19 protein-coding genes and 2 tRNA genes are annotated in these 22,085 nt (G+C 57.9%); 20 read left to right on the forward strand and 1 reads right to left on the reverse strand.

Annotated elements, in window-relative coordinates; all coding sequences use genetic code 11:
• Positions 1 to 45: 45 nt before the first annotated feature.
• From carA to BMX59_RS22595, 4 genes are all read left to right on the forward strand, one after another.
• Positions 46 to 1,182 carry a glutamine-hydrolyzing carbamoyl-phosphate synthase small subunit gene (gene carA, locus BMX59_RS22580; RefSeq protein WP_071489993.1) on the forward strand — a complete coding sequence of 379 codons (1,137 nt, stop codon included), beginning with the start codon at positions 46 to 48 and terminating at the stop codon, positions 1,180 to 1,182.
• A gap of 105 nt (positions 1,183 to 1,287) precedes the next feature.
• Complete coding sequence (carB, locus tag BMX59_RS22585; RefSeq protein WP_010206612.1) at positions 1,288 to 4,509, forward strand: carbamoyl-phosphate synthase large subunit; 3,222 nt, start codon at positions 1,288 to 1,290, stop codon at positions 4,507 to 4,509.
• Positions 4,506 to 4,982: a transcription elongation factor GreA gene (gene greA, locus BMX59_RS22590; protein ID WP_060752268.1), complete on the forward strand. Its 477-nt coding sequence runs from the start codon at positions 4,506 to 4,508 to the stop codon at positions 4,980 to 4,982. The genes carB and greA overlap by 4 nt, the downstream gene beginning before the upstream one ends.
• A 28-nt stretch (positions 4,983 to 5,010) precedes the next feature.
• A complete protein-coding gene (locus BMX59_RS22595; protein ID WP_092248371.1) occupies positions 5,011 to 5,415 on the forward strand; it encodes an MFS transporter in 405 nt (134 codons plus the stop codon).
• A gap of 9 nt (positions 5,416 to 5,424) precedes the next feature.
• Here the strand turns inward: BMX59_RS22595 and yhbY are convergent, their stop codons facing one another.
• Positions 5,425 to 5,733 carry a ribosome assembly RNA-binding protein YhbY gene (yhbY, locus tag BMX59_RS22600; protein WP_093125936.1) on the reverse strand — a complete coding sequence of 103 codons (309 nt, stop codon included), beginning with the start codon at positions 5,731 to 5,733 and terminating at the stop codon, positions 5,425 to 5,427.
• 106 nt (positions 5,734 to 5,839) lie between these two features.
• On the opposite strand from yhbY, the gene rlmE reads away from it, so the two are divergent.
• The 16 genes from rlmE (at position 5,840) to BMX59_RS22680 (ending at position 22,063) form a co-directional block, all read left to right on the forward strand.
• Complete coding sequence (gene rlmE / locus BMX59_RS22605) at positions 5,840 to 6,490, forward strand: 23S rRNA (uridine(2552)-2'-O)-methyltransferase RlmE (RefSeq protein WP_010206606.1); 651 nt, start codon at positions 5,840 to 5,842, stop codon at positions 6,488 to 6,490.
• A 200-nt stretch (positions 6,491 to 6,690) separates the two neighbouring features.
• Positions 6,691 to 8,601, forward strand: a complete 1,911-nt coding sequence (gene ftsH / locus BMX59_RS22610) for an ATP-dependent zinc metalloprotease FtsH (RefSeq protein WP_058427653.1) — start codon at positions 6,691 to 6,693, stop codon at positions 8,599 to 8,601.
• Between the two features lie 8 nt (positions 8,602 to 8,609).
• The gene (gene folP, locus BMX59_RS22615) at positions 8,610 to 9,461 is read left to right on the forward strand and encodes a dihydropteroate synthase (protein WP_071489995.1); all 852 of its coding nucleotides are present in this window, start codon (positions 8,610 to 8,612) and stop codon (positions 9,459 to 9,461) included.
• Positions 9,462 to 9,477: 16 nt separating this feature from the next.
• The gene (gene glmM / locus BMX59_RS22620; protein ID WP_093125940.1) at positions 9,478 to 10,815 is read left to right on the forward strand and encodes a phosphoglucosamine mutase; all 1,338 of its coding nucleotides are present in this window, start codon (positions 9,478 to 9,480) and stop codon (positions 10,813 to 10,815) included.
• Positions 10,816 to 10,881: 66 nt separating this feature from the next.
• On the forward strand, positions 10,882 to 11,637 hold the full coding sequence (tpiA, locus tag BMX59_RS22625; protein WP_058427650.1) for a triose-phosphate isomerase: 756 nt from the start codon (positions 10,882 to 10,884) through the stop codon (positions 11,635 to 11,637).
• Positions 11,638 to 11,641: 4 nt separating this feature from the next.
• Positions 11,642 to 12,025 (forward strand): preprotein translocase subunit SecG, encoded by a 384-nt coding sequence (secG, locus tag BMX59_RS22630; protein ID WP_003194191.1) that lies wholly within the window; start codon positions 11,642 to 11,644, stop codon positions 12,023 to 12,025.
• Between the two features lie 22 nt (positions 12,026 to 12,047).
• A tRNA-Leu gene (locus tag BMX59_RS22635) sits at positions 12,048 to 12,133 on the forward strand.
• A gap of 96 nt (positions 12,134 to 12,229) precedes the next feature.
• Positions 12,230 to 12,306 (forward strand) — tRNA-Met (locus BMX59_RS22640).
• Positions 12,307 to 12,446: 140 nt separating this feature from the next.
• Entirely contained in the window at positions 12,447 to 12,905 is a 459-nt protein-coding gene (gene rimP, locus BMX59_RS22645) for a ribosome maturation factor RimP (RefSeq protein ID WP_003235029.1), read from the forward strand.
• A gap of 47 nt (positions 12,906 to 12,952) precedes the next feature.
• Positions 12,953 to 14,434, forward strand: coding sequence for a transcription termination factor NusA (gene nusA, locus BMX59_RS22650; protein WP_025857112.1), 1,482 nt, complete (start codon positions 12,953 to 12,955; stop codon positions 14,432 to 14,434).
• A gap of 27 nt (positions 14,435 to 14,461) precedes the next feature.
• The gene (gene infB / locus BMX59_RS22655) at positions 14,462 to 16,987 is read left to right on the forward strand and encodes a translation initiation factor IF-2 (RefSeq protein ID WP_071489997.1); all 2,526 of its coding nucleotides are present in this window, start codon (positions 14,462 to 14,464) and stop codon (positions 16,985 to 16,987) included.
• A 159-nt stretch (positions 16,988 to 17,146) separates the two neighbouring features.
• The gene (gene rbfA / locus BMX59_RS22660) at positions 17,147 to 17,542 is read left to right on the forward strand and encodes a 30S ribosome-binding factor RbfA (RefSeq protein ID WP_093125945.1); all 396 of its coding nucleotides are present in this window, start codon (positions 17,147 to 17,149) and stop codon (positions 17,540 to 17,542) included.
• A gap of 3 nt (positions 17,543 to 17,545) precedes the next feature.
• Positions 17,546 to 18,463, forward strand: coding sequence for a tRNA pseudouridine(55) synthase TruB (truB, locus tag BMX59_RS22665; protein ID WP_043051764.1), 918 nt, complete (start codon positions 17,546 to 17,548; stop codon positions 18,461 to 18,463).
• Positions 18,464 to 18,578: 115 nt separating this feature from the next.
• Entirely contained in the window at positions 18,579 to 18,848 is a 270-nt protein-coding gene (gene rpsO, locus BMX59_RS22670; protein ID WP_003177875.1) for a 30S ribosomal protein S15, read from the forward strand.
• A gap of 194 nt (positions 18,849 to 19,042) precedes the next feature.
• Positions 19,043 to 21,148: a polyribonucleotide nucleotidyltransferase gene (pnp, locus tag BMX59_RS22675; RefSeq protein WP_092248380.1), complete on the forward strand. Its 2,106-nt coding sequence runs from the start codon at positions 19,043 to 19,045 to the stop codon at positions 21,146 to 21,148.
• A gap of 294 nt (positions 21,149 to 21,442) precedes the next feature.
• The gene (locus tag BMX59_RS22680; protein WP_071489999.1) at positions 21,443 to 22,063 is read left to right on the forward strand and encodes a BON domain-containing protein; all 621 of its coding nucleotides are present in this window, start codon (positions 21,443 to 21,445) and stop codon (positions 22,061 to 22,063) included.
• The last annotated feature ends 22 nt before the right edge of the window (positions 22,064 to 22,085 follow it).

Below are 22,085 nucleotides of genomic sequence, written 5' to 3' on the forward strand. Positions count from 1 at the left end.
ACAACCTGCGATCGCCCTTTCAGGCTTTATTTACGGGAGGTCTTCTTGACTAAGCCAGCCATACTCGCCCTTGCTGATGGCAGCATTTTTCGCGGCGAAGCCATTGGAGCCGACGGTCAGACCGTTGGAGAGGTAGTGTTTAACACTGCCATGACCGGCTATCAGGAAATCCTTACCGATCCTTCCTACGCCCAACAGATCGTTACCTTGACCTATCCGCACATCGGCAACACCGGTACTACACCGGAAGACGTCGAGTCTGATCGTGTCTGGTCGGCCGGTCTGGTGATTCGTGACCTGCCTCTGGTTGCGAGCAACTGGCGTAACACGATGTCGCTGTCCGATTACCTGAAGGCCAACAATGTTGTGGCGATCGCGGGTATCGACACGCGCCGCCTCACGCGCATCCTGCGTGAGAAGGGGTCGCAGAACGGCTGCATCATGGTCGGTGACAATATTTCCGAAGAGGCGGCGATTGCCGCAGCCCAAGGTTTCCCTGGCCTGAAGGGCATGGACCTGGCGAAAGTCGTCAGCGTCAAAGAGAAGTACGAATGGCGCTCCACGGTCTGGGACTTGAAGACCGACAGCCACGCGACCATCGAAGCCGCGGACCTGCCTTACCACGTAGTGGCCTACGACTACGGCGTGAAGTACAACATCCTGCGCATGCTGGTCGAGCGCGGTTGCCGCGTGACCGTGGTGCCGGCGCAAACCCCGGCCAGCGACGTGCTCGCCCTGCAACCGGACGGCGTGTTCCTGTCCAATGGCCCGGGTGACCCTGAGCCATGCGACTACGCCATCCAGGCGATCAAGGAAGTGCTGGAAACCGAGATTCCGGTGTTCGGTATCTGCCTCGGTCACCAATTGCTGGCCCTGGCCTCCGGCGCCAAGACCCTGAAAATGGGTCATGGCCACCACGGCGCCAACCACCCGGTACAAGACCTGGATACCGGCGTTGTGATGATCACCAGCCAGAACCACGGTTTTGCGGTAGATGAAGCCACCCTGCCGAGCAACGTGCGCGCCATTCACAAGTCGCTGTTCGACGGTTCCCTGCAGGGTATCGAGCGCACCGACAAGAGCGCGTTCAGCTTCCAGGGCCACCCTGAAGCCAGCCCGGGCCCGAACGACGTAGCGCCGCTGTTCGACCGTTTCATCAATGAGATGGCCAAGCGACGCTGACTGAGCGGCCTGCGGGCGGCCCCGGATGTCGGTGGCCCCCGCAGGCTCTTCAAAGATTGTTCAAGACGGCTTGCCGACTGACCTGCGGATTTGAGTGACAAACCCATGCCAAAACGTACAGACATAAAAAGCATCCTGATTCTCGGCGCTGGCCCGATCGTGATCGGCCAGGCCTGTGAATTCGACTACTCCGGCGCCCAGGCCTGTAAGGCCCTGCGCGAGGAGGGCTACCGCGTCATCCTGGTGAACTCCAACCCGGCCACCATCATGACCGACCCGGCCATGGCCGACGCCACCTACATCGAGCCGATCAAGTGGCAGACCGTTGCCAAGATCATCGAGAAAGAGCGTCCGGACGCGCTGCTGCCGACCATGGGTGGCCAGACCGCACTGAACTGCGCCCTGGACCTGGAGCGCGAAGGCGTCCTGGAAAAGTTCGGCGTAGAGATGATCGGCGCCAATGCCGACACCATCGACAAGGCTGAGGACCGTTCGCGCTTCGACAAGGCCATGAAGTCCATCGGCCTGGCCTGCCCGCGTTCCGGTATCGCCCACAGCATGGAAGAAGCCAATGCGGTCCTCGAGACCCTGGGCTTCCCGTGCATCATTCGTCCGTCGTTCACCATGGGCGGCACCGGTGGCGGTATTGCTTACAACCGTGAAGAGTTCGAAGAAATCTGCGCCCGCGGCCTGGACCTGTCGCCGACCAAAGAGCTGCTGATCGACGAATCCCTGATCGGCTGGAAAGAATACGAGATGGAGGTTGTCCGCGATAAAAAGGACAACTGCATCATCGTCTGCTCCATCGAAAACTTCGACCCGATGGGTGTGCACACCGGTGACTCGATCACCGTGGCTCCGGCACAGACCCTGACCGACAAGGAATACCAGATCCTGCGTAACGCCTCCCTGGCGGTATTGCGCGAGATCGGCGTGGAAACCGGCGGCTCCAACGTTCAGTTCGGTATCTGCCCGAACACTGGCCGCATGGTCGTGATCGAGATGAACCCGCGCGTATCCCGTTCGTCGGCCCTGGCTTCGAAAGCCACCGGCTTCCCGATCGCCAAGGTCGCGGCCAAGCTGGCCGTGGGTTACACCCTGGACGAGCTGTCGAACGACATCACTGGCGGCAAGACCCCGGCGTCCTTCGAGCCTTCCATCGACTACGTCGTCACCAAGCTGCCGCGTTTTGCCTTCGAAAAATTCGCCAAGGCTGATGCGCGCCTGACCACCCAGATGAAGTCTGTCGGTGAGGTCATGGCCATCGGCCGTACCTTCCAGGAATCCCTGCAGAAAGCCCTGCGCGGCCTGGAAGTGGGCGTTTGCGGCCTGGACGAGAAACTCGACCTGAGCAACCCGGAAAGCATGAGCGTGCTCAAGCGTGAGCTGACCGTGCCGGGCGCCGAGCGCATCTGGTACGTGGCGGACGCGTTCCGTGCCGGCATGACCGTTGAAGACATCTTCGGCATGAACATGATCGACCCGTGGTTCCTGGTGCAGATCGAAGATCTGATCAAGGAAGAAGAGAAGGTCAAGACCCTGGGGCTGGCCAGCATCGACCGCGACATGATGTTCCGCCTCAAGCGCAAAGGTTTCTCTGATCAGCGTCTGGCCAAACTGCTGGGTGTGACCGAGAAGAACCTGCGTACCCATCGCCACAAGCTGGAGATCTTCCCGGTCTACAAGCGTGTTGACACCTGCGCGGCCGAGTTCTCCACCGACACCGCGTACCTGTACTCCACCTATGAGGAAGAGTGCGAAGCCGCACCGTCGGGTCGCGACAAGATCATGATCCTGGGCGGCGGTCCGAACCGCATCGGCCAGGGTATCGAGTTCGATTACTGCTGTGTCCACGCTGCCCTCGCCCTGCGCGAAGATGGCTACGAGACCATCATGGTCAACTGCAACCCGGAAACTGTTTCTACTGACTACGACACCTCCGATCGTCTGTACTTTGAGCCAGTGACCCTGGAAGACGTGCTGGAAATCGTGCGCGTCGAGAAGCCGAAAGGTGTGATCGTCCAGTACGGCGGGCAAACTCCGCTGAAACTGGCGCGTGCCCTGGAAGCGGCCGGCGTGCCGATCATTGGTACCAGCCCGGACGCTATCGACCGTGCAGAAGACCGCGAGCGCTTCCAGCAAATGGTTGAGCGCCTGAACCTGCGTCAGCCGCCAAACGCCACTGTGCGCAGCGAAGACGAAGCCATCCGTGCCGCCAGCAAGATCGGCTACCCGCTGGTGGTGCGTCCGTCCTACGTGCTGGGCGGTCGTGCGATGGAAATCGTCTACGAAGAAGAAGAGCTCAAGCGTTACCTGCGTGACGCGGTGAAAGTATCCAACGACAGCCCGGTGCTGCTGGACCACTTCCTCAACTGTGCCATCGAGATGGACGTGGACGCGGTGTGCGACGGTACCGACGTGGTGATCGGCGCGATCATGCAGCACATCGAACAGGCGGGCGTTCACTCCGGTGACTCCGCTTGCTCGCTGCCGCCGTACTCGCTGCCGGCGCACATCCAGGACGAAATGCGCGAACAGGTCAAGAAAATGGCCCTGGAGCTGGGTGTTGTCGGCCTGATGAACGTGCAGCTGGCGTTGCAAGGCGAAGACATCTACGTGATCGAGGTCAACCCGCGTGCTTCGCGTACCGTGCCGTTTGTTTCCAAGTGCATCGGTGTGTCCCTGGCCATGATCGCTGCCCGCGTGATGGCTGGTAAGACCCTGAAGGAAATCGGCTTTACCAAGGAAATCATTCCGAACTTCTACAGTGTGAAAGAGGCGGTGTTCCCATTCGCCAAATTCCCTGGCGTGGACCCGATCCTGGGCCCAGAGATGAAGTCGACCGGTGAAGTAATGGGCGTTGGCGATACCTTTGGTGAGGCGTTTGCCAAGGCCCAGATGGGCGCCAGCGAAGTGCTGCCGACCGGCGGTACTGCGTTTATCAGTGTGCGTGATGACGACAAGCCACTGGTTGCAGGCGTGGCCCGCGATCTGATCAACTTGGGCTTCGAAGTCGTGGCCACTGCCGGGACCGCCAAGCTGATCGAAGCTGCCGGCCTCAAAGTGCGTCGCGTGAACAAGGTGACGGAAGGCCGTCCGCACGTGGTCGACATGATCAAGAATGACGAAGTCACCCTGATCATCAACACCACCGAAGGTCGCCAGTCGATCGCGGATTCCTACTCTATTCGTCGTAACGCCTTGCAGCACAAGATCTACTGCACCACCACCATTGCTGCTGGCGAAGCCATCTGTGAAGCGCTCAAGTTCGGTCCGGAAAAGACCGTGCGTCGCTTGCAGGATCTACACGCAGGATTGAAGGCATGACCAAATACCCAATGACCGTCCAGGGCTTCAAGGCCCTGGAAGAGGAGCACGCCCACCTGACCAAGGTCGTCCGTCCGAAGCTTAGCCAGGACATCGGGACGGCCCGCGAACTGGGTGACCTGAAGGAAAACGCCGAATACCACGCTGCCCGCGAGCAGCAAGGTATGGTCGAAGCGCGGATCCGTGACATCGAAGGCCGTCTGCAGAACTCGGTGGTCATCGATGTGACCACCATTCCTCATACGGGCAAGGTGATCTTCGGTACGACCGTCGAAATCGCCAATGTCGAGACCGATGAAAGCGTGACCTACCACATCGTGGGAGAGGACGAGGCCGACATCAAGCAAGGCAAGATCTCTGTGGGGTCTCCGATTGCCCGCGCCTTGATCGCCAAGGAAGAGGGTGATGTGGTCGCTGTGAAAACGCCGAGCGGTGTGATCGAGTACGAGATTGTTGAAGTTCGTCACATCTGAAAGATGGCGCCCGCTTCGTGCGGGCGCCATGCTTTGGCAGCTCTCCCAGATGCTTTGGGTTGGCGGCCTGTGGTTGTTGCACATCGGTGTGTTGCCGGCGCTGGGCCTGATTGGCCTGGCACCGCTGCTGATCGACGAGATCGATGGACTACTCAGTGCGCTGCTGGTGGGTTTTGCGGCGGTGTGCGTGACGCTCCAGGTATTGGTGCTGGTCAAAGCCGAGGGCTTGGGGAGTTTGTGGCGGGATATTCGCGGGCAACTGCTGTTGATGGCGCTGTATGCATGCGCAATGTTTTGCGTGGTGCATGTCTGGTTGCCGGAAGCGTTGCGCTGGCAGCTATTCAGCTATCTTGTGCTAGGGTTCTCCGGCCTGGTGCTGGTTTTACAGCCTGCACCGGGATGGAGTGGCGGGGCGCGCGAAGCACGCCCGTGACCCTTTTTATTACTTGAAGCGGTGTACGTTCGACAGTTGCTTGTTGGCGCTGAAGTTCTTGCGATACAGCAGCGCCATCTTGCCGATGACCTGGACCAGGTCCGCTTTGCCTGCCTTGCACAGTTCTGCAATAGCAGCCAGGCGAGCTTCGCGATCAAGGATGTTGACCTTGATCTTGATCAGTTCATGATCGTTCAGCGCACGTTCGAATTCGGCTAACACACCTTCAGTCAAACCGTTATCTGCCACAATCAGAACTGGTTTCAGATGGTGGCCAATGGATTTGTACTGTTTCTTCTGCTCTTGAGTGAGCGGCATAATCTGACCCCTGCGTCTGATCTTGTAAAAAGCGGCGGCCAGTTTACCCGAGCGAGTCCGGGACCGCCCAGTTAATCACGACCCGTTTTATTTTTCGAGGTGGCCCGTGGCCCGTTCCAAAACCAGCCTTAAGTGGCTACAAGAACATTTCAACGATCCTTACGTCAAAAAGGCGCAAAAGGACGGTTACCGGTCCCGGGCCAGCTACAAGTTGCTGGAACTCCAGGACAAGGACAAATTGTTCCGCCCAGGCATGAGCGTGATCGACCTGGGTGCCGCCCCGGGTGGCTGGTCCCAGGTGGCCAGTCGTCTGATTGGTGGGCAAGGCCGGTTGATCGCTTCTGACATCCTGGAGATGGACAGCATCCCGGATGTGACGTTCGTGCACGGGGACTTTACCCAGGACGCGGTCCTGGCCGAAATCCTGGAAGCCGTCGGAAATTCGCAGGTGGACCTTGTGATTTCCGACATGGCCCCCAATATGAGTGGATTACCGGCTGTTGATATGCCGCGAGCCATGTTCCTGTGCGAGTTGGCGCTGGATCTGGCGGGTCGGGTATTGCGTCCGGGTGGTGATTTCCTGGTCAAGGTCTTCCAGGGTGAAGGCTTCGACGAGTACCACAAGAACATTCGCAAGCTGTTCGACAAGGTGCAAATGCGTAAGCCGGACTCCTCGCGTGACCGGTCTCGCGAGCAGTATCTGCTGGCGCGGGGGTTCCGTGGCATCGAAGGCGCCGCCAGTGATGAGCGTCTTTGAGGGTTTGAAGGGAGTCGATAGGTTTTTTTATATCGCTTTCGTCACGAAGCTTTACGAATATTGTGTAGTCAAAGTTTCACAAAGGGTTACAGACGGCGCCTGCCAGTGTTGTAGGTAATGTAGTAAGTTAGGCCGGTGAATATCATGCGAAGCGCGCGCCAGTAGCGGAGCTTGCTTCAGAGGGTAGTTAATTGAACGATATGGCAAAGAATCTGATCCTGTGGTTGATCATCGCGGCTGTCCTAGTGACGGTGATGAACAACTTCTCCAGCCCTAACGAGCCGCAGACCCTCAACTATTCCGACTTCATCCAGCAAGTTAAGGATGGCAAGGTCGAGCGCGTAGCGGTTGATGGCTACGTGATCACCGGTAAACGCAACGATGGCGACAGCTTCAAGACCATTCGTCCGGCCATCCAGGACAACGGTCTGATCGGTGATCTGGTGGATAACCACGTGGTCGTCGAAGGCAAGCAGCCTGAGCAGCAGAGCATCTGGACCCAGTTGCTGGTAGCCAGCTTCCCGATCCTGGTGATCATCGCGGTGTTCATGTTCTTCATGCGCCAGATGCAAGGTGGTGCGGGAGGCAAGGGCGGACCGATGAGTTTCGGCAAGAGCAAGGCACGCCTGCTCTCCGAAGACCAGGTGAAAACCACGCTGGCTGACGTTGCCGGTTGCGACGAAGCCAAGGAAGAAGTGGGCGAGCTGGTCGAGTTCCTGCGCGATCCGGGCAAGTTCCAGCGATTGGGCGGCCGCATTCCTCGTGGTGTGCTGATGGTTGGCCCTCCGGGTACCGGTAAAACTTTGCTGGCCAAGGCGATTGCCGGCGAAGCCAAGGTGCCGTTCTTCACCATTTCCGGTTCCGACTTTGTCGAGATGTTCGTCGGTGTGGGCGCCAGCCGTGTTCGTGACATGTTCGAGCAGGCTAAGAAACATGCGCCTTGCATCATCTTCATCGATGAAATCGACGCCGTCGGTCGCCATCGTGGCGCCGGCATGGGCGGCGGTCATGATGAACGTGAGCAGACCCTCAACCAGTTGCTGGTTGAGATGGACGGCTTTGAAATGAACGACGGCATCATTGTGATCGCTGCTACCAACCGTCCGGACGTGCTGGACCCTGCATTGCTGCGTCCAGGCCGCTTCGACCGTCAGGTTGTGGTGGGCTTGCCGGATATCCGTGGTCGCGAACAGATCCTGAAAGTACACATGCGCAAAGTGCCAATGGGTGATGATGTGGCTCCGGCCGTGATTGCCCGTGGTACTCCTGGCTTCTCCGGTGCCGACCTGGCCAACCTGGTCAACGAGGCCTCGTTGTTCGCTGCCCGTACCGGCAAGCGTATCGTGGAGATGAAAGAGTTCGAATTGGCCAAGGACAAGATCATGATGGGCGCCGAGCGCAAGTCCATGGTCATGTCCGAGAAAGAGAAGCAGAACACCGCTTATCACGAAGCCGGTCACGCCATTGTCGGTCGTGTTGTGCCTGAGCACGACCCGGTCTACAAAGTTTCGATCATCCCGCGTGGTCGGGCGCTGGGTGTCACGATGTTCCTGCCGGAAGAAGACCGTTACAGCCTGTCCAAGCGCGCACTGATCAGTCAGATCTGCTCGCTGTACGGTGGTCGGATTGCCGAAGAGATGACCCTTGGCTTCGATGGCGTCACCACCGGCGCTTCCAACGACATCATGCGTGCCAGCCAGATTGCACGGAACATGGTGACCAAGTGGGGCTTGTCGGAAAAACTCGGTCCGCTGATGTATGCCGAAGAAGAAGGCGAAGTGTTCCTGGGGCGTGGCGGTGGTGGTCAAAACGCCAGCTTCTCCGGTGAGACAGCCAAGCTGATCGACTCCGAGGTGCGCAGCATCATTGACCAGTGCTACGGCACGGCCAAGCAGATTCTCACGGATAACCGCGACAAGCTGGATGCCATGGCGGATGCGCTGATGAAGTACGAGACCATTGATGCCGACCAGATCGACGACATCATGGCCGGCCGCACGCCGCGTGAACCTCGCGATTGGGAAGGCGGTTCTGGCACCTCTGGCACTCCACCCGTGGTTCAGAATGAACGCCCTGAAACCCCGATTGGCGGCCCGGCAGCTGACGTCTAAGGTTTGAAATGACTTCTGTGTTGTCCTCCACCCGGTTGCCTTGCGGCAACCGGGTTCTTGATTTGGCCCATACGCATGTCATGGGCATTCTCAATGTAACCCCCGACTCTTTCTCTGATGGCGGCCGCTTCAGTCAGCGCGATGCTGCATTGCGTCATGCAGAGGCCATGGTGGCGGCGGGAGCGACCCTGATTGATGTCGGCGGTGAGTCGACTCGGCCTGGTGCTCGACTGGTTTCTCCCTTGGAGGAGCTGGAGAGGGTCGCGCCAATAGTTGAACGCATTGCGCGTGAACTGGACGTGATCATCTCGGTTGATACATCCACCCCGGCGGTAATGCGCGAAACTGCACGCCTGGGGGCGGGAATGATTAACGATGTCCGCTCCCTTCAGCGTGACGGTGCGCTTGATGCGGCAGCGGCCACCGGTTTGCCGGTGTGTCTGATGCATATGCTGGGTGAGCCGAGCAATATGCAGGACAGTCCTCACTATGATGATCTTGTTGGTGAGGTGAGTGGATTTCTTGCCGAGCGGGTTGCGCACTGCGTTGCCGCTGGGATTGCTGTGGAAAAGATCGTCCTCGATCCCGGTTTCGGCTTTGCCAAGACCCTGCAGCACAATCTAAGTCTGTTCAAGCATATGGAGTCCTTGCATGCCCTTGGTCGGCCTCTTCTGGTCGGCGTTTCGCGCAAGAGCATGATAGGGCTTGCGCTGAATCGCCCGGTGGGTGAGCGACTGTACGGTGGTCTTGCACTGGCGGCGCTTGCAGTCACCAAGGGTGCGCGTATCTTGCGGGTGCATGATGTTGCCGAGACGGTGGATGTGGTGCGTATGATTGCCGCGGTAGAATCAGCCGAATAAGAATGATGGAGCACTTATGACTAAAAAATATTTTGGCACCGACGGTATTCGCGGTCGGGTCGGCGAGTTTCCGATTACTCCTGATTTCATGCTCAAGCTCGGCTGGGCCGCAGGTATGGCGTTCCGCAGCATGGGCGCGTGCCGCATCCTGGTGGGCAAGGACACTCGGATTTCGGGTTACATGTTCGAGTCGGCGCTGGAGGCGGGGTTGTCTGCTGCGGGTGCCGATGTGATGCTGCTGGGGCCGATGCCGACGCCGGCCATCGCTTACCTGACGCGCACCTTTCACGCTGAAGCCGGTATCGTGATCAGTGCTTCGCATAATCCTCATGATGACAACGGCATCAAGTTCTTCTCGGGTCAGGGCACCAAGCTGCCGGACGAGATCGAGTTGATGATCGAAGAGCTCCTGGATGCGCCGATGACGGTGGTTGAGTCCAGCAAGCTTGGCAAGGTGTCGCGTATCAACGACGCCTCCGGCCGATACATTGAGTTCTGCAAAAGCAGCGTGCCAAGCAGCACCAATTTTGCCGGCCTGAAGATTGTGGTCGATTGCGCCCATGGTGCGACCTACAAGGTGGCGCCGAGCGTATTCAAGGAGTTGGGCGCAGACGTGACAGTGCTGTCGGCCCAGCCTAACGGGTTGAACATCAACGAGAACTGCGGCTCCACCCATATGGAGCAGTTGCAGGCCGCTGTACTTGCCGGGCATGCCGACCTGGGTATTGCCTTTGATGGTGATGGTGATCGTGTACTGATGGTGGATCACACGGGTGTCATTGTTGATGGTGATGACCTCCTGTTCATCATTGCTCGCGACCTGCACGAGCGTAACAAGCTGCAGGGCGGTGTCGTCGGTACGCTGATGAGTAACCTGGGGCTTGAACTGGCCCTGGCGGATCTGGGTATTCCGTTCGTGCGTGCCAATGTCGGTGACCGCTATGTGATCGCGGAACTGCTTGAGCGCAACTGGCAGGTAGGTGGTGAGAATTCCGGACACGTAGTCTGCTTCCAGCACACCACGACAGGCGATGCGATCATTGCTGCGCTGCAGGTGCTTATGGCCATGAAGCGTCGTGAAGAAAGTCTGGCCCAGGCGCGCCAGGCCGTGCGCAAGTGCCCGCAAGTATTGCTGAACGTGCGTTTTGCGGGCGGCTCAAATCCTATTGAGCATCCGGCTGTCAAAGAGGCATGTGAGCGTGTAACCCTGGCAATGGAGGGGCGTGGCCGTGTGTTGTTGCGCAAGTCCGGCACAGAGCCGTTGGTGCGTGTCATGGTCGAAGGTGATGACGAAACACAGGTTCGCGGCCATGCCGAAGACCTGGCAAAACTGGTAACTGAAGTTTGCGCCTGAATTCGGCTTGCCAGTGATGATGTGGTTGGGTAACATCTGCGCCCACTTTGACCGACGAGGTACAGCATGCGTCGCACTATGGTAGCTGGTAACTGGAAGATGCACGGTACCCGCGCCAGTGTCGCTGAGTTGATCAATGGCCTTCGTCACTTGGCCTTGCCGAGCGGTGTTGATGTCGCGGTTTTCCCGCCTTGCTTGCATATCACCCAAGTGGTTGATGGCTTGAAGGGCAAGTCGATCCAGGTCGGCGCGCAGAATTCTGCGGTGGAAGCCATGCAAGGCGCATTGACCGGTGAGATTGCACCGAGCCAGTTGGTCGATGCGGGTTGTTCCTATGTGCTTGTCGGGCACTCCGAGCGCCGTCAGATGATGGGCGAGCGTGATGGAACACTCAATCGCAAGTTCGCAGCAGCACAGGCTTGTGGCTTGATTCCGGTGTTGTGCATAGGGGAAACCCTGGAGCAGCGCGAATCGGGCAAGACTCTTGAAGTTGTCTCGCGTCAGCTGGGCAGCATCATCGAGGAGTTGGGTGTTGGTGCGTTTGCAAAGGCAGTAATCGCTTACGAGCCGGTCTGGGCCATTGGTACCGGGCTGACTGCTACACCGCAACAAGCGCAGGATGTGCACGCAGCCATCCGCGCGCAGTTGGCGGCAGAGAATTCTGAAGTCGCACAAGGTGTGCGTCTTCTATACGGCGGCAGCGTGAAGGCGGCCAATGCGGTCGAACTGTTCGGCATGCCGGATATCGATGGGGGGCTCATTGGTGGAGCTTCCCTGAATGCAGATGAGTTCGGTGCGATCTGTCGCGCCGCGGGAAACTGAAAAAATGCTGGAAACAGTCGTAGTCGTTTTTCATCTGTTGGCTGCTCTGAGCGTAGTTGCTCTGGTTTTGCTGCAACAGGGTAAAGGTGCGGATGCTGGTGCGTCTTTCGGTGCAGGTGCTTCAAATACTGTGTTCGGAAGCCAAGGTTCCTCTACCTTTCTTAGTAAGTTTACTGCTATACTTGCCGCCGGTTTCTTCATAACCAGCTTGGGGTTAGGTTACTTTGCTAAAGAGAAAGCTCATGTGCTGACTCAAGTAGGTCTCCCGAACCCAGCAGTGTTGGAAGTACCAAAAGCAAAACCGGCTTCTGATGATGTCCCGGTGCTTCAAGAGCAAAAGTCGGCTACTCCAGCGACTGACGTGCCTCCAGCTCAAGAGCAGAAGTAAGAAGGGTTGTAAACGCTGTATTGCCGAGGTGGTGGAATTGGTAGACACGCAACCTTGAGGTGGTTGTGCCCATAGGGTGTAGGGGTTCGAGTCCCCTTCTCGGTACCAATTGTCAGGAGAGCCCGCTGTTGCGGGCTTTCTTGTAGGTGGAAGGTTACATTGACCCTGTAAGGGATCGGTCGTATACTTCCGCCCCAGCTTTGTCGCGGGGTGGAGCAGTCTGGTAGCTCGTCGGGCTCATAACCCGAAGGTCGTCGGTTCAAATCCGGCCCCCGCAACCAGTTTTAGCGGAGCCCCTTTTAAGGGGCTTTTTGTTAGCTGGACACTTTCAACGCCGCTGTTCGACGGCGTTTCAAGGATGGGCGTTTCGCCCATTTTTTTATTTTGCACAGCATGCACATACATGCACGAGGGGGTTCAGGTGTCGAGCAAGCTAGAAGAGTTGCAGGCCTTGTTGGCCCCGGTGGTCGTGGCCCTAGGCTATGAATGCTGGGGTATTGAGTTTTCGGCTCAAGGTCGCCACTCAATGTTGCGCGTTTATATCGATAAAGAGGGCGGCGTGCTGGTGGACGATTGTGCCATTGTCAGCCGGCAGATCAGCGGTGTGCTGGATGTTGAAGATCCGATCTCCGTTGAATATACCCTCGAAGTTTCCTCGCCAGGCATGGAACGCCCACTGTTCACTATTGATCAGTTTGCAAAATTTGCCGGTGAACAAGTGAAGATCAAGCTGCGATCTCCCTTTGAAGGGCGACGCAACTTTCAGGGCCTTCTGCGCGGTGTAGAAGAACAGGATGTCGTGGTGCAGGTAGAAGACCATGAATTCCTGTTGCCGATCGATATGATCGACAAGGCCAACATTATTCCCAGTTTTGACTGAGACGCGGATCCCGCGGATCCAATGGCTTGCGAAAGGCGAGGCGTACGATGAGCAAAGAAGTACTGCTGGTTGTTGAGTCGGTATCCAATGAAAAGGGCGTACCGGCAAACGTGATTTTTGAAGCGCTGGAGCTGGCCCTGGCCACTGCTACCAAAAAGCGTTTTGAAGACGAAGTTGATCTGCGTGTGGAAATCAACCGCCACACCGGTGCCTATGAGACTTTCCGTCGCTGGACGGTCGTCGAAGAAGCCGATCTTGATGATCCGGCCATCGAAACCTGGCCAAGCAAGGTTGCCGAAACGCATCCTGGTGCCAAGGTCGGTGATGTCGTCGAAGAAAAGATCGAATCGATCGAATTCGGCCGTATCGCTGCACAGACCGCCAAACAGGTCATCGTGCAGAAGGTTCGCGAAGCCGAGCGCGCTCAAGTCGTTGACGCCTATCGCGAGCGCCTGGGTGAAATCATCTCCGGCACCGTGAAAAAAGTCACCCGCGATAACGTGATCGTCGACCTGGGCAACAACGCCGAAGCGTTGCTGGCTCGCGAAGACATCATTTCCCGCGAAACCTTCCGTGTCGGCGTGCGCCTGCGTGCGCTGCTCAAGGAAATCCGCACCGAGAACCGCGGCCCGCAGCTGATCCTGTCGCGTACCGCACCGGAAATGCTGATCGAGCTGTTCCGTATCGAAGTGCCGGAGATCGCCGAAGGCCTGATCGAAGTCATGGCTGCGTCCCGCGACCCGGGTTCGCGCGCCAAGATCGCGGTCCGCTCCAAGGACAAACGCATCGACCCGCAGGGCGCGTGCATTGGTATGCGCGGTTCGCGTGTTCAGGCAGTGTCGGGCGAGTTGGGTGGTGAGCGTGTGGACATCGTGCTGTGGGACGATAACCCGGCGCAGTTCGTCATCAACGCCATGTCGCCGGCTGAAGTGGCGGCAATTATCGTTGACGAGGATGCCCATGCCATGGACATCGCCGTTGGCGCAGACAATCTGGCTCAGGCCATTGGTCGTGGTGGTCAGAACGTGCGTCTGGCCAGCCAACTGACTGGTTGGACCCTGAACGTGATGACCGAATCGGACATCCAGGCTAAGCAGCAAGCTGAAACCGGTGACATCCTGCGCAACTTCATCGAAGAGCTCGAAGTCGATGAAGACCTGGCGCAGGTGCTGGTAGATGAAGGCTTCACCAGCCTGGAAGAGATTGCCTACGTACCGTTGGAAGAAATGCTCAACATCGACGGCTTTGACGAAGACACCGTCAACGAGCTTCGCGCTCGGGCCAAGGATCGTTTGTTGACTAAAGCCATCGCTACTGAGGAAAAGCTGGCAGACGCCCATCCGGCCGAAGACCTGCTCTCGCTTGAGGGTATGGACAAGGATTTGGCGATGGAACTGGCGGTGCGCGGCGTAATTACCCGCGAAGACCTGGCCGAGCAGTCTATTGACGATCTGCTCGACATCGACGGCATTGACGATGATCGTGCCGGCAAGTTGATCATGGCCGCCCGAGCCCATTGGTTCGAGTAACTAGGCGCGGCCTGAGGAGAGAAGTGCATGACGCAAGTCACGGTGAAACAACTGGCCGATGAGGTCAAAACACCGGTAGAGCGCCTGTTGCAGCAGATGCGTGAGGCAGGTCTGCCGCACACCGCCGCCGATGAAGGTGTGAGCGATAGTGAGAAGCAGTCTTTGCTGACTCACTTGAAGAGCAGCCACAAGGCGAAAGTGGAAGAACCGCGCAAGATTACATTGCAGCGCAAAACCACCAGCACCCTGCGTGTTGCTGGTAGCAAGAGCATCAGCGTTGAAGTACGCAAGAAGAAAGTCTTCGTACAGCGCAGCCCGGAAGAAATCGAAGCCGAGCGCAAACGCGAACTGGAAGAACGTCGCGCAGTAGAAAATGCTGCTCGTCAGAAGGCTGAAGAAGAAGCCAAGCGTCGCGCCGAAGAAGAAGCGCGTCGCCAGCCTGCTGCTGCGCAACCTGCTGCCACTGAAGCGGTCGCCGCGCCTAGCGCGCCAGTTGAAGCTGTGCGTGAGGCCGCTCCGGTTGCCGCTGCACCAGCACCGGCTGCTGACGCCCGTAAACGCGACGAACCTCGTCGTCCGGACAAACCACGTGCCGACGATAACAATCGTCGCGGTGGTGGTGGCGATGGCGAGCGCAAAAACGCTCCGCATCGTGCCTCGGTCAAAGAGAAAGCGCCTGCTCCACGCGTTGCCCCACGTACTACCGACGAAGAAAGCGATGGCTTCCGTCGTGGTGGTCGCGGCAAGGCCAAGCTGAAGAAACGCAACGCCCACGGTTTCCAGAGCCCAACCGGCCCTGTCGTGCGTGAAGTGAAGATCGGCGAGACCATCACTGTGGGCGATCTGGCCCAGCAGATGTCGGTCAAGGCTGCTGAAATCATCAAGTTCATGTTCAAGCTGGGCACACCGGCCACCATCAACCAGGTACTGGATCAGGAAACTGCCCAGCTTGTGGCTGAAGAACTGGGCCACAAAGTGACCCTGGTCAGCGACACCGCCCTGGAAGATTCCCTGGCCGAGTCCCTGAAGTTTGAAGGTGAGGCGGTTTCCCGTGCACCGGTTGTGACCGTAATGGGCCACGTTGACCACGGTAAAACCTCCCTGCTCGACTATATCCGTCGTGCCAAGGTAGCCGCAGGCGAAGCCGGCGGTATCACCCAGCACATCGGCGCGTACCACGTTGAAACCGACCGTGGCATGGTGACGTTCCTCGATACCCCTGGTCACGCTGCGTTTACCGCAATGCGTGCCCGTGGTGCCAAGGCGACCGACATCGTGATCCTGGTGGTTGCAGCCGACGACGGCGTGATGCCACAAACTATCGAAGCCGTTCAGCATGCCAAGGCAGCTGGCGTTCCGCTGGTAGTCGCTGTGAACAAAATCGACAAGCCGGGCGCCGATCTCGATCGCATCCGTAGCGAACTGTCGGTTCACGGCGTGACATCCGAAGAGTGGGGTGGCGACACTCCATTCGTACCGGTTTCCGCGAAGATGGGTACTGGTGTTGACGAACTGCTCGAAGCCGTTCTGCTGCAAGCCGAAGTTCTGGAACTGACTGCCACTCCATCGGCTCCTGGCCGTGGCGTTGTAGTTGAGTCCCGTCTGGACAAGGGCCGTGGCCCGGTTGCGACCGTTCTGGTTCAAGACGGTACCCTGCGCCAAGGCGACATGGTGCTGGTCGGTTCGAACTACGGCCGTGTACGTGCCATGCTCGACGAGAACGGCAAGCCAATCAAGGAAGCCGGCCCGGCTATCCCGGTCGAGATCCTCGGCCTGGACGGTACACCGGACGCTGGTGACGAGATGAGCGTGGTTGCCGACGAGAAGAAAGCCCGTGAAGTGGCTCTGTTCCGTCAAGGCAAGTTCCGTGAAGTCAAGCTGGCCCGTGCTCACGCCGGCAAGCTGGAAAACATCTTCGAGAACATGGGCCAGGAAGAGAAGAAGACGCTTAACATCGTCCTCAAATCTGACGTACGTGGTTCCCTCGAAGCGTTGAACGGCGCTTTGAACGGCCTGGGTAACGACGAAGTGCAAGTGCGCGTTGTCGGTGGCGGTGTCGGTGGTATCACCGAATCCGACGCCAACCTGGCACTGGCTTCCAACGCTGTACTGTTCGGCTTCAACGTGCGTGCCGATGCCGGCGCTCGCAAGATCGTCGAGCAGGAAGGCCTGGACATGCGTTACTACAACGTCATCTACGACATCATCGAAGACGTCAAGAAAGCCCTCACCGGCATGCTTGGCAGCGACGTCCGGGAGAACATCCTGGGTATTGCCGAAGTACGTGACGTGTTCCGCTCGCCGAAATTCGGCGCGATCGCCGGCTGCATGGTGGTTGAAGGCACTGTGTACCGTAACCGTCCAATCCGTGTACTGCGTGAAGACATCGTTATCTTCGAAGGCGAGCTGGAATCCCTGCGCCGCTTCAAGGATGACGCTTCCGAAGTACGTGCCGGCATGGAATGCGGTATCGGCGTCAAGAGCTACAACGACGTCAAGGCTGGCGACAAGATCGAAGTCTACGAGAAGGTTCAGGTTGCTCGCAGCCTCTAACTCGCGCACTTCAGGAGCCACGCAACGCGTGGGCATGCAATTGCCCCGCGCAGCGTACGGACTCTAAACGCAACGCCCGGTCTGGCTTTTGTCAGGCCGGGCGTTTGCCGCTTTCAGACCCCACGGGTTTCACCGTGTGGCAGTAACAGGTAACAAGACATGGCAAAAGAATACAGCCGTTCCCAGCGTATCGGCGATCAGATGCAGCGCGAGCTGGCCCAATTGATCCGTCGCGAAGTCAAAGACCCACGCGTTGGCCTGGTCACCATCACCGCCGTTGAAGTGAGCCGTGACGTGGGTCACGCCAAGATCTTCATCACCGTGATGGGGCAGGACAACAGCGAAGAAATCGCGCAAAGCATCAAGGTGCTCAACTCGGCTGCAGGCTTCCTGCGCATGCAGTTGGCCCGTGAAATGAAGCTGCGCAGTGTTCCTCAGCTGCACTTTCACTACGATGAGAGCGTCGTGCGGGGTGCACATCTGTCGGCCCTGATCGAGCGCGCCGTGGCTGAAGACAGCCAGCACCCGTCCACACCTGAAGACGCCAAGGAGTAAGCGGTGGCTCAGGTCAAACGTATCCGTCGCAACGTCAGCGGCATCATTCTGCTCGACAAGCCCATTGGTTTTACCTCCAATGCCGCGTTGCAGAAGGTCCGCTGGCTGCTCAATGCCGAAAAGGCCGGGCACACCGGCAGCCTCGATCCACTGGCCACCGGCGTGTTGCCGTTGTGCTTTGGCGAGGCCACCAAGTTCTCCCAATACCTGCTCGACTCCGACAAGGGTTATGAAACCCTGATGCAACTGGGCAAGACCACCACCACGGCCGACGCCGAAGGTGATGTTTTGCAGGTTCGCGAAGTGACCGTTGGTCGTGCTGATATTGAAGCTGCTTTACCCGCTTTTCGTGGGGAAATCAGTCAGATACCGCCGATGTACTCGGCGCTCAAGCGTGATGGCCAGCCTCTTTACAAGCTGGCACGTGCGGGCGAAGTAGTGGAGCGCGAACCGCGTTCTGTTACTATTGCGCGCTTGGAATTGCTCGCCTGTGAAGGCGACACCGCCCGGTTGGCCGTGGACTGCAGCAAAGGCACCTATATCCGTACCCTGGTGGAAGATATTGGTGAAAAGCTCGGTTGCGGCGCGTACGTTGCAGAACTGCGGCGCACCCAGGCCGGTCCTTTCAGCCTGGCCCAGACGGTCACGCTGGAAGAGTTGGAAGCGGTACACGCCGAAGGCGGCAATGAAGCAGTTGATCGCTTCCTGATGCCATCGGACAGCGGTTTGCTCGATTGGCCATTGCTGCACTTCTCGGAGCACAGCGCGTTCTACTGGCTCAACGGCCAGCCGGTACGTGCCCCGGATGCCCCGAAGTTCGGCATGGTGCGGGTACAGGATCATAACGGTCGCTTTATCGGTATCGGTGAAGTGAGCGAAGACGGGCGCATCGCGCCGCGTCGACTGATTCGGTCAGAATGACCGAACGAGTGTGGCTGTTAACAGGCACGGTCAACACTCATTTTTAGATACAGGGATTTGTCCCTGGCCTGTTGAAACTGCCCTTTGGGTGGTTTCCTGAAAAAAGGATTGCCTCATGGCTCTCGACGTTCAAGAAAAAGCACAAATCGTTGCTGACTATCAGCAAGCTGTTGGTGACACTGGTTCGCCAGAAGTGCAAGTTGCACTGCTGACCCACAACATCAACAAGCTGCAAGGTCACTTCAAGGCCAACGGTAAAGACCACCACTCGCGTCGTGGTCTGATCCGCATGGTAAACCAGCGCCGTAAGCTGCTGGACTACCTGAAAGGCAAGGATCTGGGTCGTTATCAGACTCTGATCGGTCGCCTGGGTCTGCGTCGCTAATAAGCGATTGCGCTAGAGGTTGGTTGTCTGCCGTGTGCCAGTGGGATTCCCGCTGGCCCATGGCAGGCTCCCAGCCTCAAGTTTTATCTGGACACACGTTTTACCCTGGACGAGCGTCGGGCCGATTCCCGGCATTGCCCAAGAATTTCGCAAGAAGACAAGTTCCCCAAGAGCCACAAAGAAGGTAGGACACCGTGAACCCGGTTATCAAAAAATTCCAGTTCGGTCAGTCGACCGTTACCCTCGAGACAGGCCGTATCGCCCGTCAAGCCTCCGGCGCAGTGCTGGTTACCGTTGATGACGACGTTACCGTACTGGTGACCGTTGTTGGCGCCAAGACCGCTGACCCGAGCAAAGGCTTCTTCCCCCTGTCCGTTCACTACCAGGAAAAGACTTACGCTGCCGGTAAGATCCCTGGCGGTTTCTTCAAGCGCGAAGGCCGTCCTTCCGAGAAAGAAACCCTGACTTCCCGACTGATCGACCGTCCGATCCGTCCGCTGTTCCCAGAAGGCTTCATGAACGAAGTGCAGGTTGTCTGCACCGTCGTTTCCACCAGCAAGAAGACCGATCCGGACATCGCTGCGATGATCGGTACCTCGGCGGCCCTGGCCATCTCCGGTATTCCTTTCGATGGCCCGATCGGCGCAGCCCGCGTTGCGTTCCACGAAAGCACCGGCTACCTGCTGAACCCGACTTACGAGCAACTGAAAGCATCGAGCCTGGACATGGTCGTTGCCGGTACCTCGGAAGCCGTGCTGATGGTTGAATCGGAAGCCAAAGAGCTGACCGAAGACCAGATGCTGGGCGCCGTACTGTTCGCCCACGACGAGTTCCAGGCTGTCATCAAGGCTGTCACCGAACTGGCTGCCGAAGCGGCCAAGCCAACCTGGAGCTGGGCTCCACAGGCTGAAGCCACCGAACTGCTGGGCGCTATCCGCTCCGAGTTCGGCGCTGCCATCTCCGACGCCTACACCATCACCGTCAAGGCCGACCGTTATGCTCGCCTGGGCGAGTTGAAGGACCAGGTTGTCGCCAAGCTGTCCGGTGAAGAAGGCCAGCCTTCCGCCAGCGACGTCAAAGCGGCTTTCGGTGAGATCGAATACCGCACCGTCCGCGAAAACATCGTTAACGGCAAGCCACGTATCGACGGTCGCGACACTCGTACCGTGCGCCCGCTGAACATCGAAGTCGGCGTTCTGCCGAAGACTCACGGTTCGGCCCTGTTCACCCGTGGTGAAACCCAGGCGCTGGTCGTTGCGACCCTGGGTACCGCCCGTGACGCACAGTTGCTGGACACCCTGGAAGGCGAGAAAAAAGACCCGTTCATGCTGCACTACAACTTCCCTCCGTTCTCGGTGGGCGAGTGCGGTCGCATGGGTGGTGCTGGTCGTCGCGAAATCGGTCACGGCCGTCTGGCCCGCCGTTCGGTCCAGGCCATGCTGCCTGCCGCTGACGTGTTCCCGTACACCATCCGTGTTGTGTCGGAAATCACCGAGTCCAACGGTTCCAGCTCCATGGCTTCCGTTTGCGGTGCTTCCCTGGCACTGATGGACGCCGGTGTGCCGATGAAGGCGCCGGTTGCCGGTATCGCCATGGGCCTGGTTAAAGAAGGCGAGAAGTTCGCCGTCCTGACCGACATCCTGGGCGACGAAGACCACCTGGGCGACATGGACTTCAAGGTAGCCGGTACCGCCAAAGGTGTGACCGCGCTGCAGATGGACATCAAGATCAAGGGCATCACCGAAGAGATCATGGAAATCGCCCTGGGCCAAGCCCTGGAAGCGCGCCTGAACATCCTCGGCCAGATGAACCAGATCATTGGTCAGTCCCGTACCGAACTGTCGGAAAATGCTCCGACCATGATCGCGATGAAAATCGACACCGACAAAATCCGTGATGTTATCGGTAAAGGCGGCGCGACCATTCGTGCGATCTGCGAAGAAACCAAGGCTTCGATCGATATCGAAGACGACGGCTCGATCAAGATCTTCGGCGAAACCAAGGAAGCGGCTGAAGCAGCACGTCAGCGCGTCTTGGGCATCACTGCCGAGGCCGAGATCGGCAAGATCTACGTCGGTAAGGTTGAGCGCATCGTCGACTTCGGCGCATTCGTCAACATCCTGCCGGGCAAAGACGGTCTGGTGCACATCTCCATGCTGAGCGACGCTCGCGTTGAGAAAGTCACCGACATTCTGAAGGAAGGCCAGGAAGTGGAAGTGCTGGTACTGGACGTGGACAACCGCGGCCGTATCAAGCTGTCCATCAAGGACGTAGCAGCAGCCAAAGCTTCGGGCGTTTAATCACCCAAGGCTTAAGGTTGAAAAAGAGGACTCTTCGGAGTCCTTTTTTTTGGATGCAGGAAAGTACCTAAAAATCAGGCGCTTAAATGAGAGCAAAAGCCGCAACTTGCATGCAGGCGCGGGCGGCATCATGCAAGTTGCACGAATCCGAAATTTTCTGTTTTTTATAAGTTGTTGTTTATAAAGGGTTTTATTGATGATTCGGACTTGGCACACTGCCTGCAATAACCCTGTTAACGCTGCAGCATCAAGGTTCACACACTGCAGACTTTTAATAAAACAGGAGTTACTCGTATGAAGAAGTTCGCTCTCGCTACTGCTACCGCTCTGACCCTGGCCATGGGTGCCAACGTTGCCTTTGCCCAGACTTCCCAAGCGCCAATGACCCTTGCAGCGGGTGAAGCCACCAAGGCGAAAGAAGCTACTTCCGACACTTGGATCACTACCAAAGTCAAAGCTGACCTGCTGACCGAAAAAGGTATTCCAGGTTCCGACATCAAGGTTGAAACCAATAAAGGCGTGGTTTCCCTTTCTTCTGACGTCGCTATCTCGGACTCGCAAAAAGCGACTGCCGTAGCTATCACCAAAAAAATCAAAGGTGTAACCGCTGTTTCGGCTGACGGCCTGCTGGCTGGCGGCGCGACCAAGGCGGACAACATCGACAAAACCAAAAGCGCAGCAGCAGGCGCTAAAGAGTCCACCTCCGATACCTGGATCACCACCAAAGTAAAAGCTGACCTGGTAACCGAGAAAGGCATTCCTGGTACCGACATCAAAGTCGAAACCAATAAAGGTGTAGTGTCCCTGTCTTCGACCACCCCGGTCACTGAAGCTCAGAAAACTACCGCGGTGAACATCACCAAGAAAATCAAAGGCGTTAAAGCTGTATCGGCCGACGGCCTGAAAGCAGAGTAACCCTTGGAGCTTCGTCTGAACG

The organism is Pseudomonas sp. NFR09, from assembly GCF_900111535.1.
In the GTDB taxonomy this organism is placed as follows: Bacteria; Pseudomonadota; Gammaproteobacteria; order Pseudomonadales; family Pseudomonadaceae; genus Aquipseudomonas; species Aquipseudomonas extremorientalis.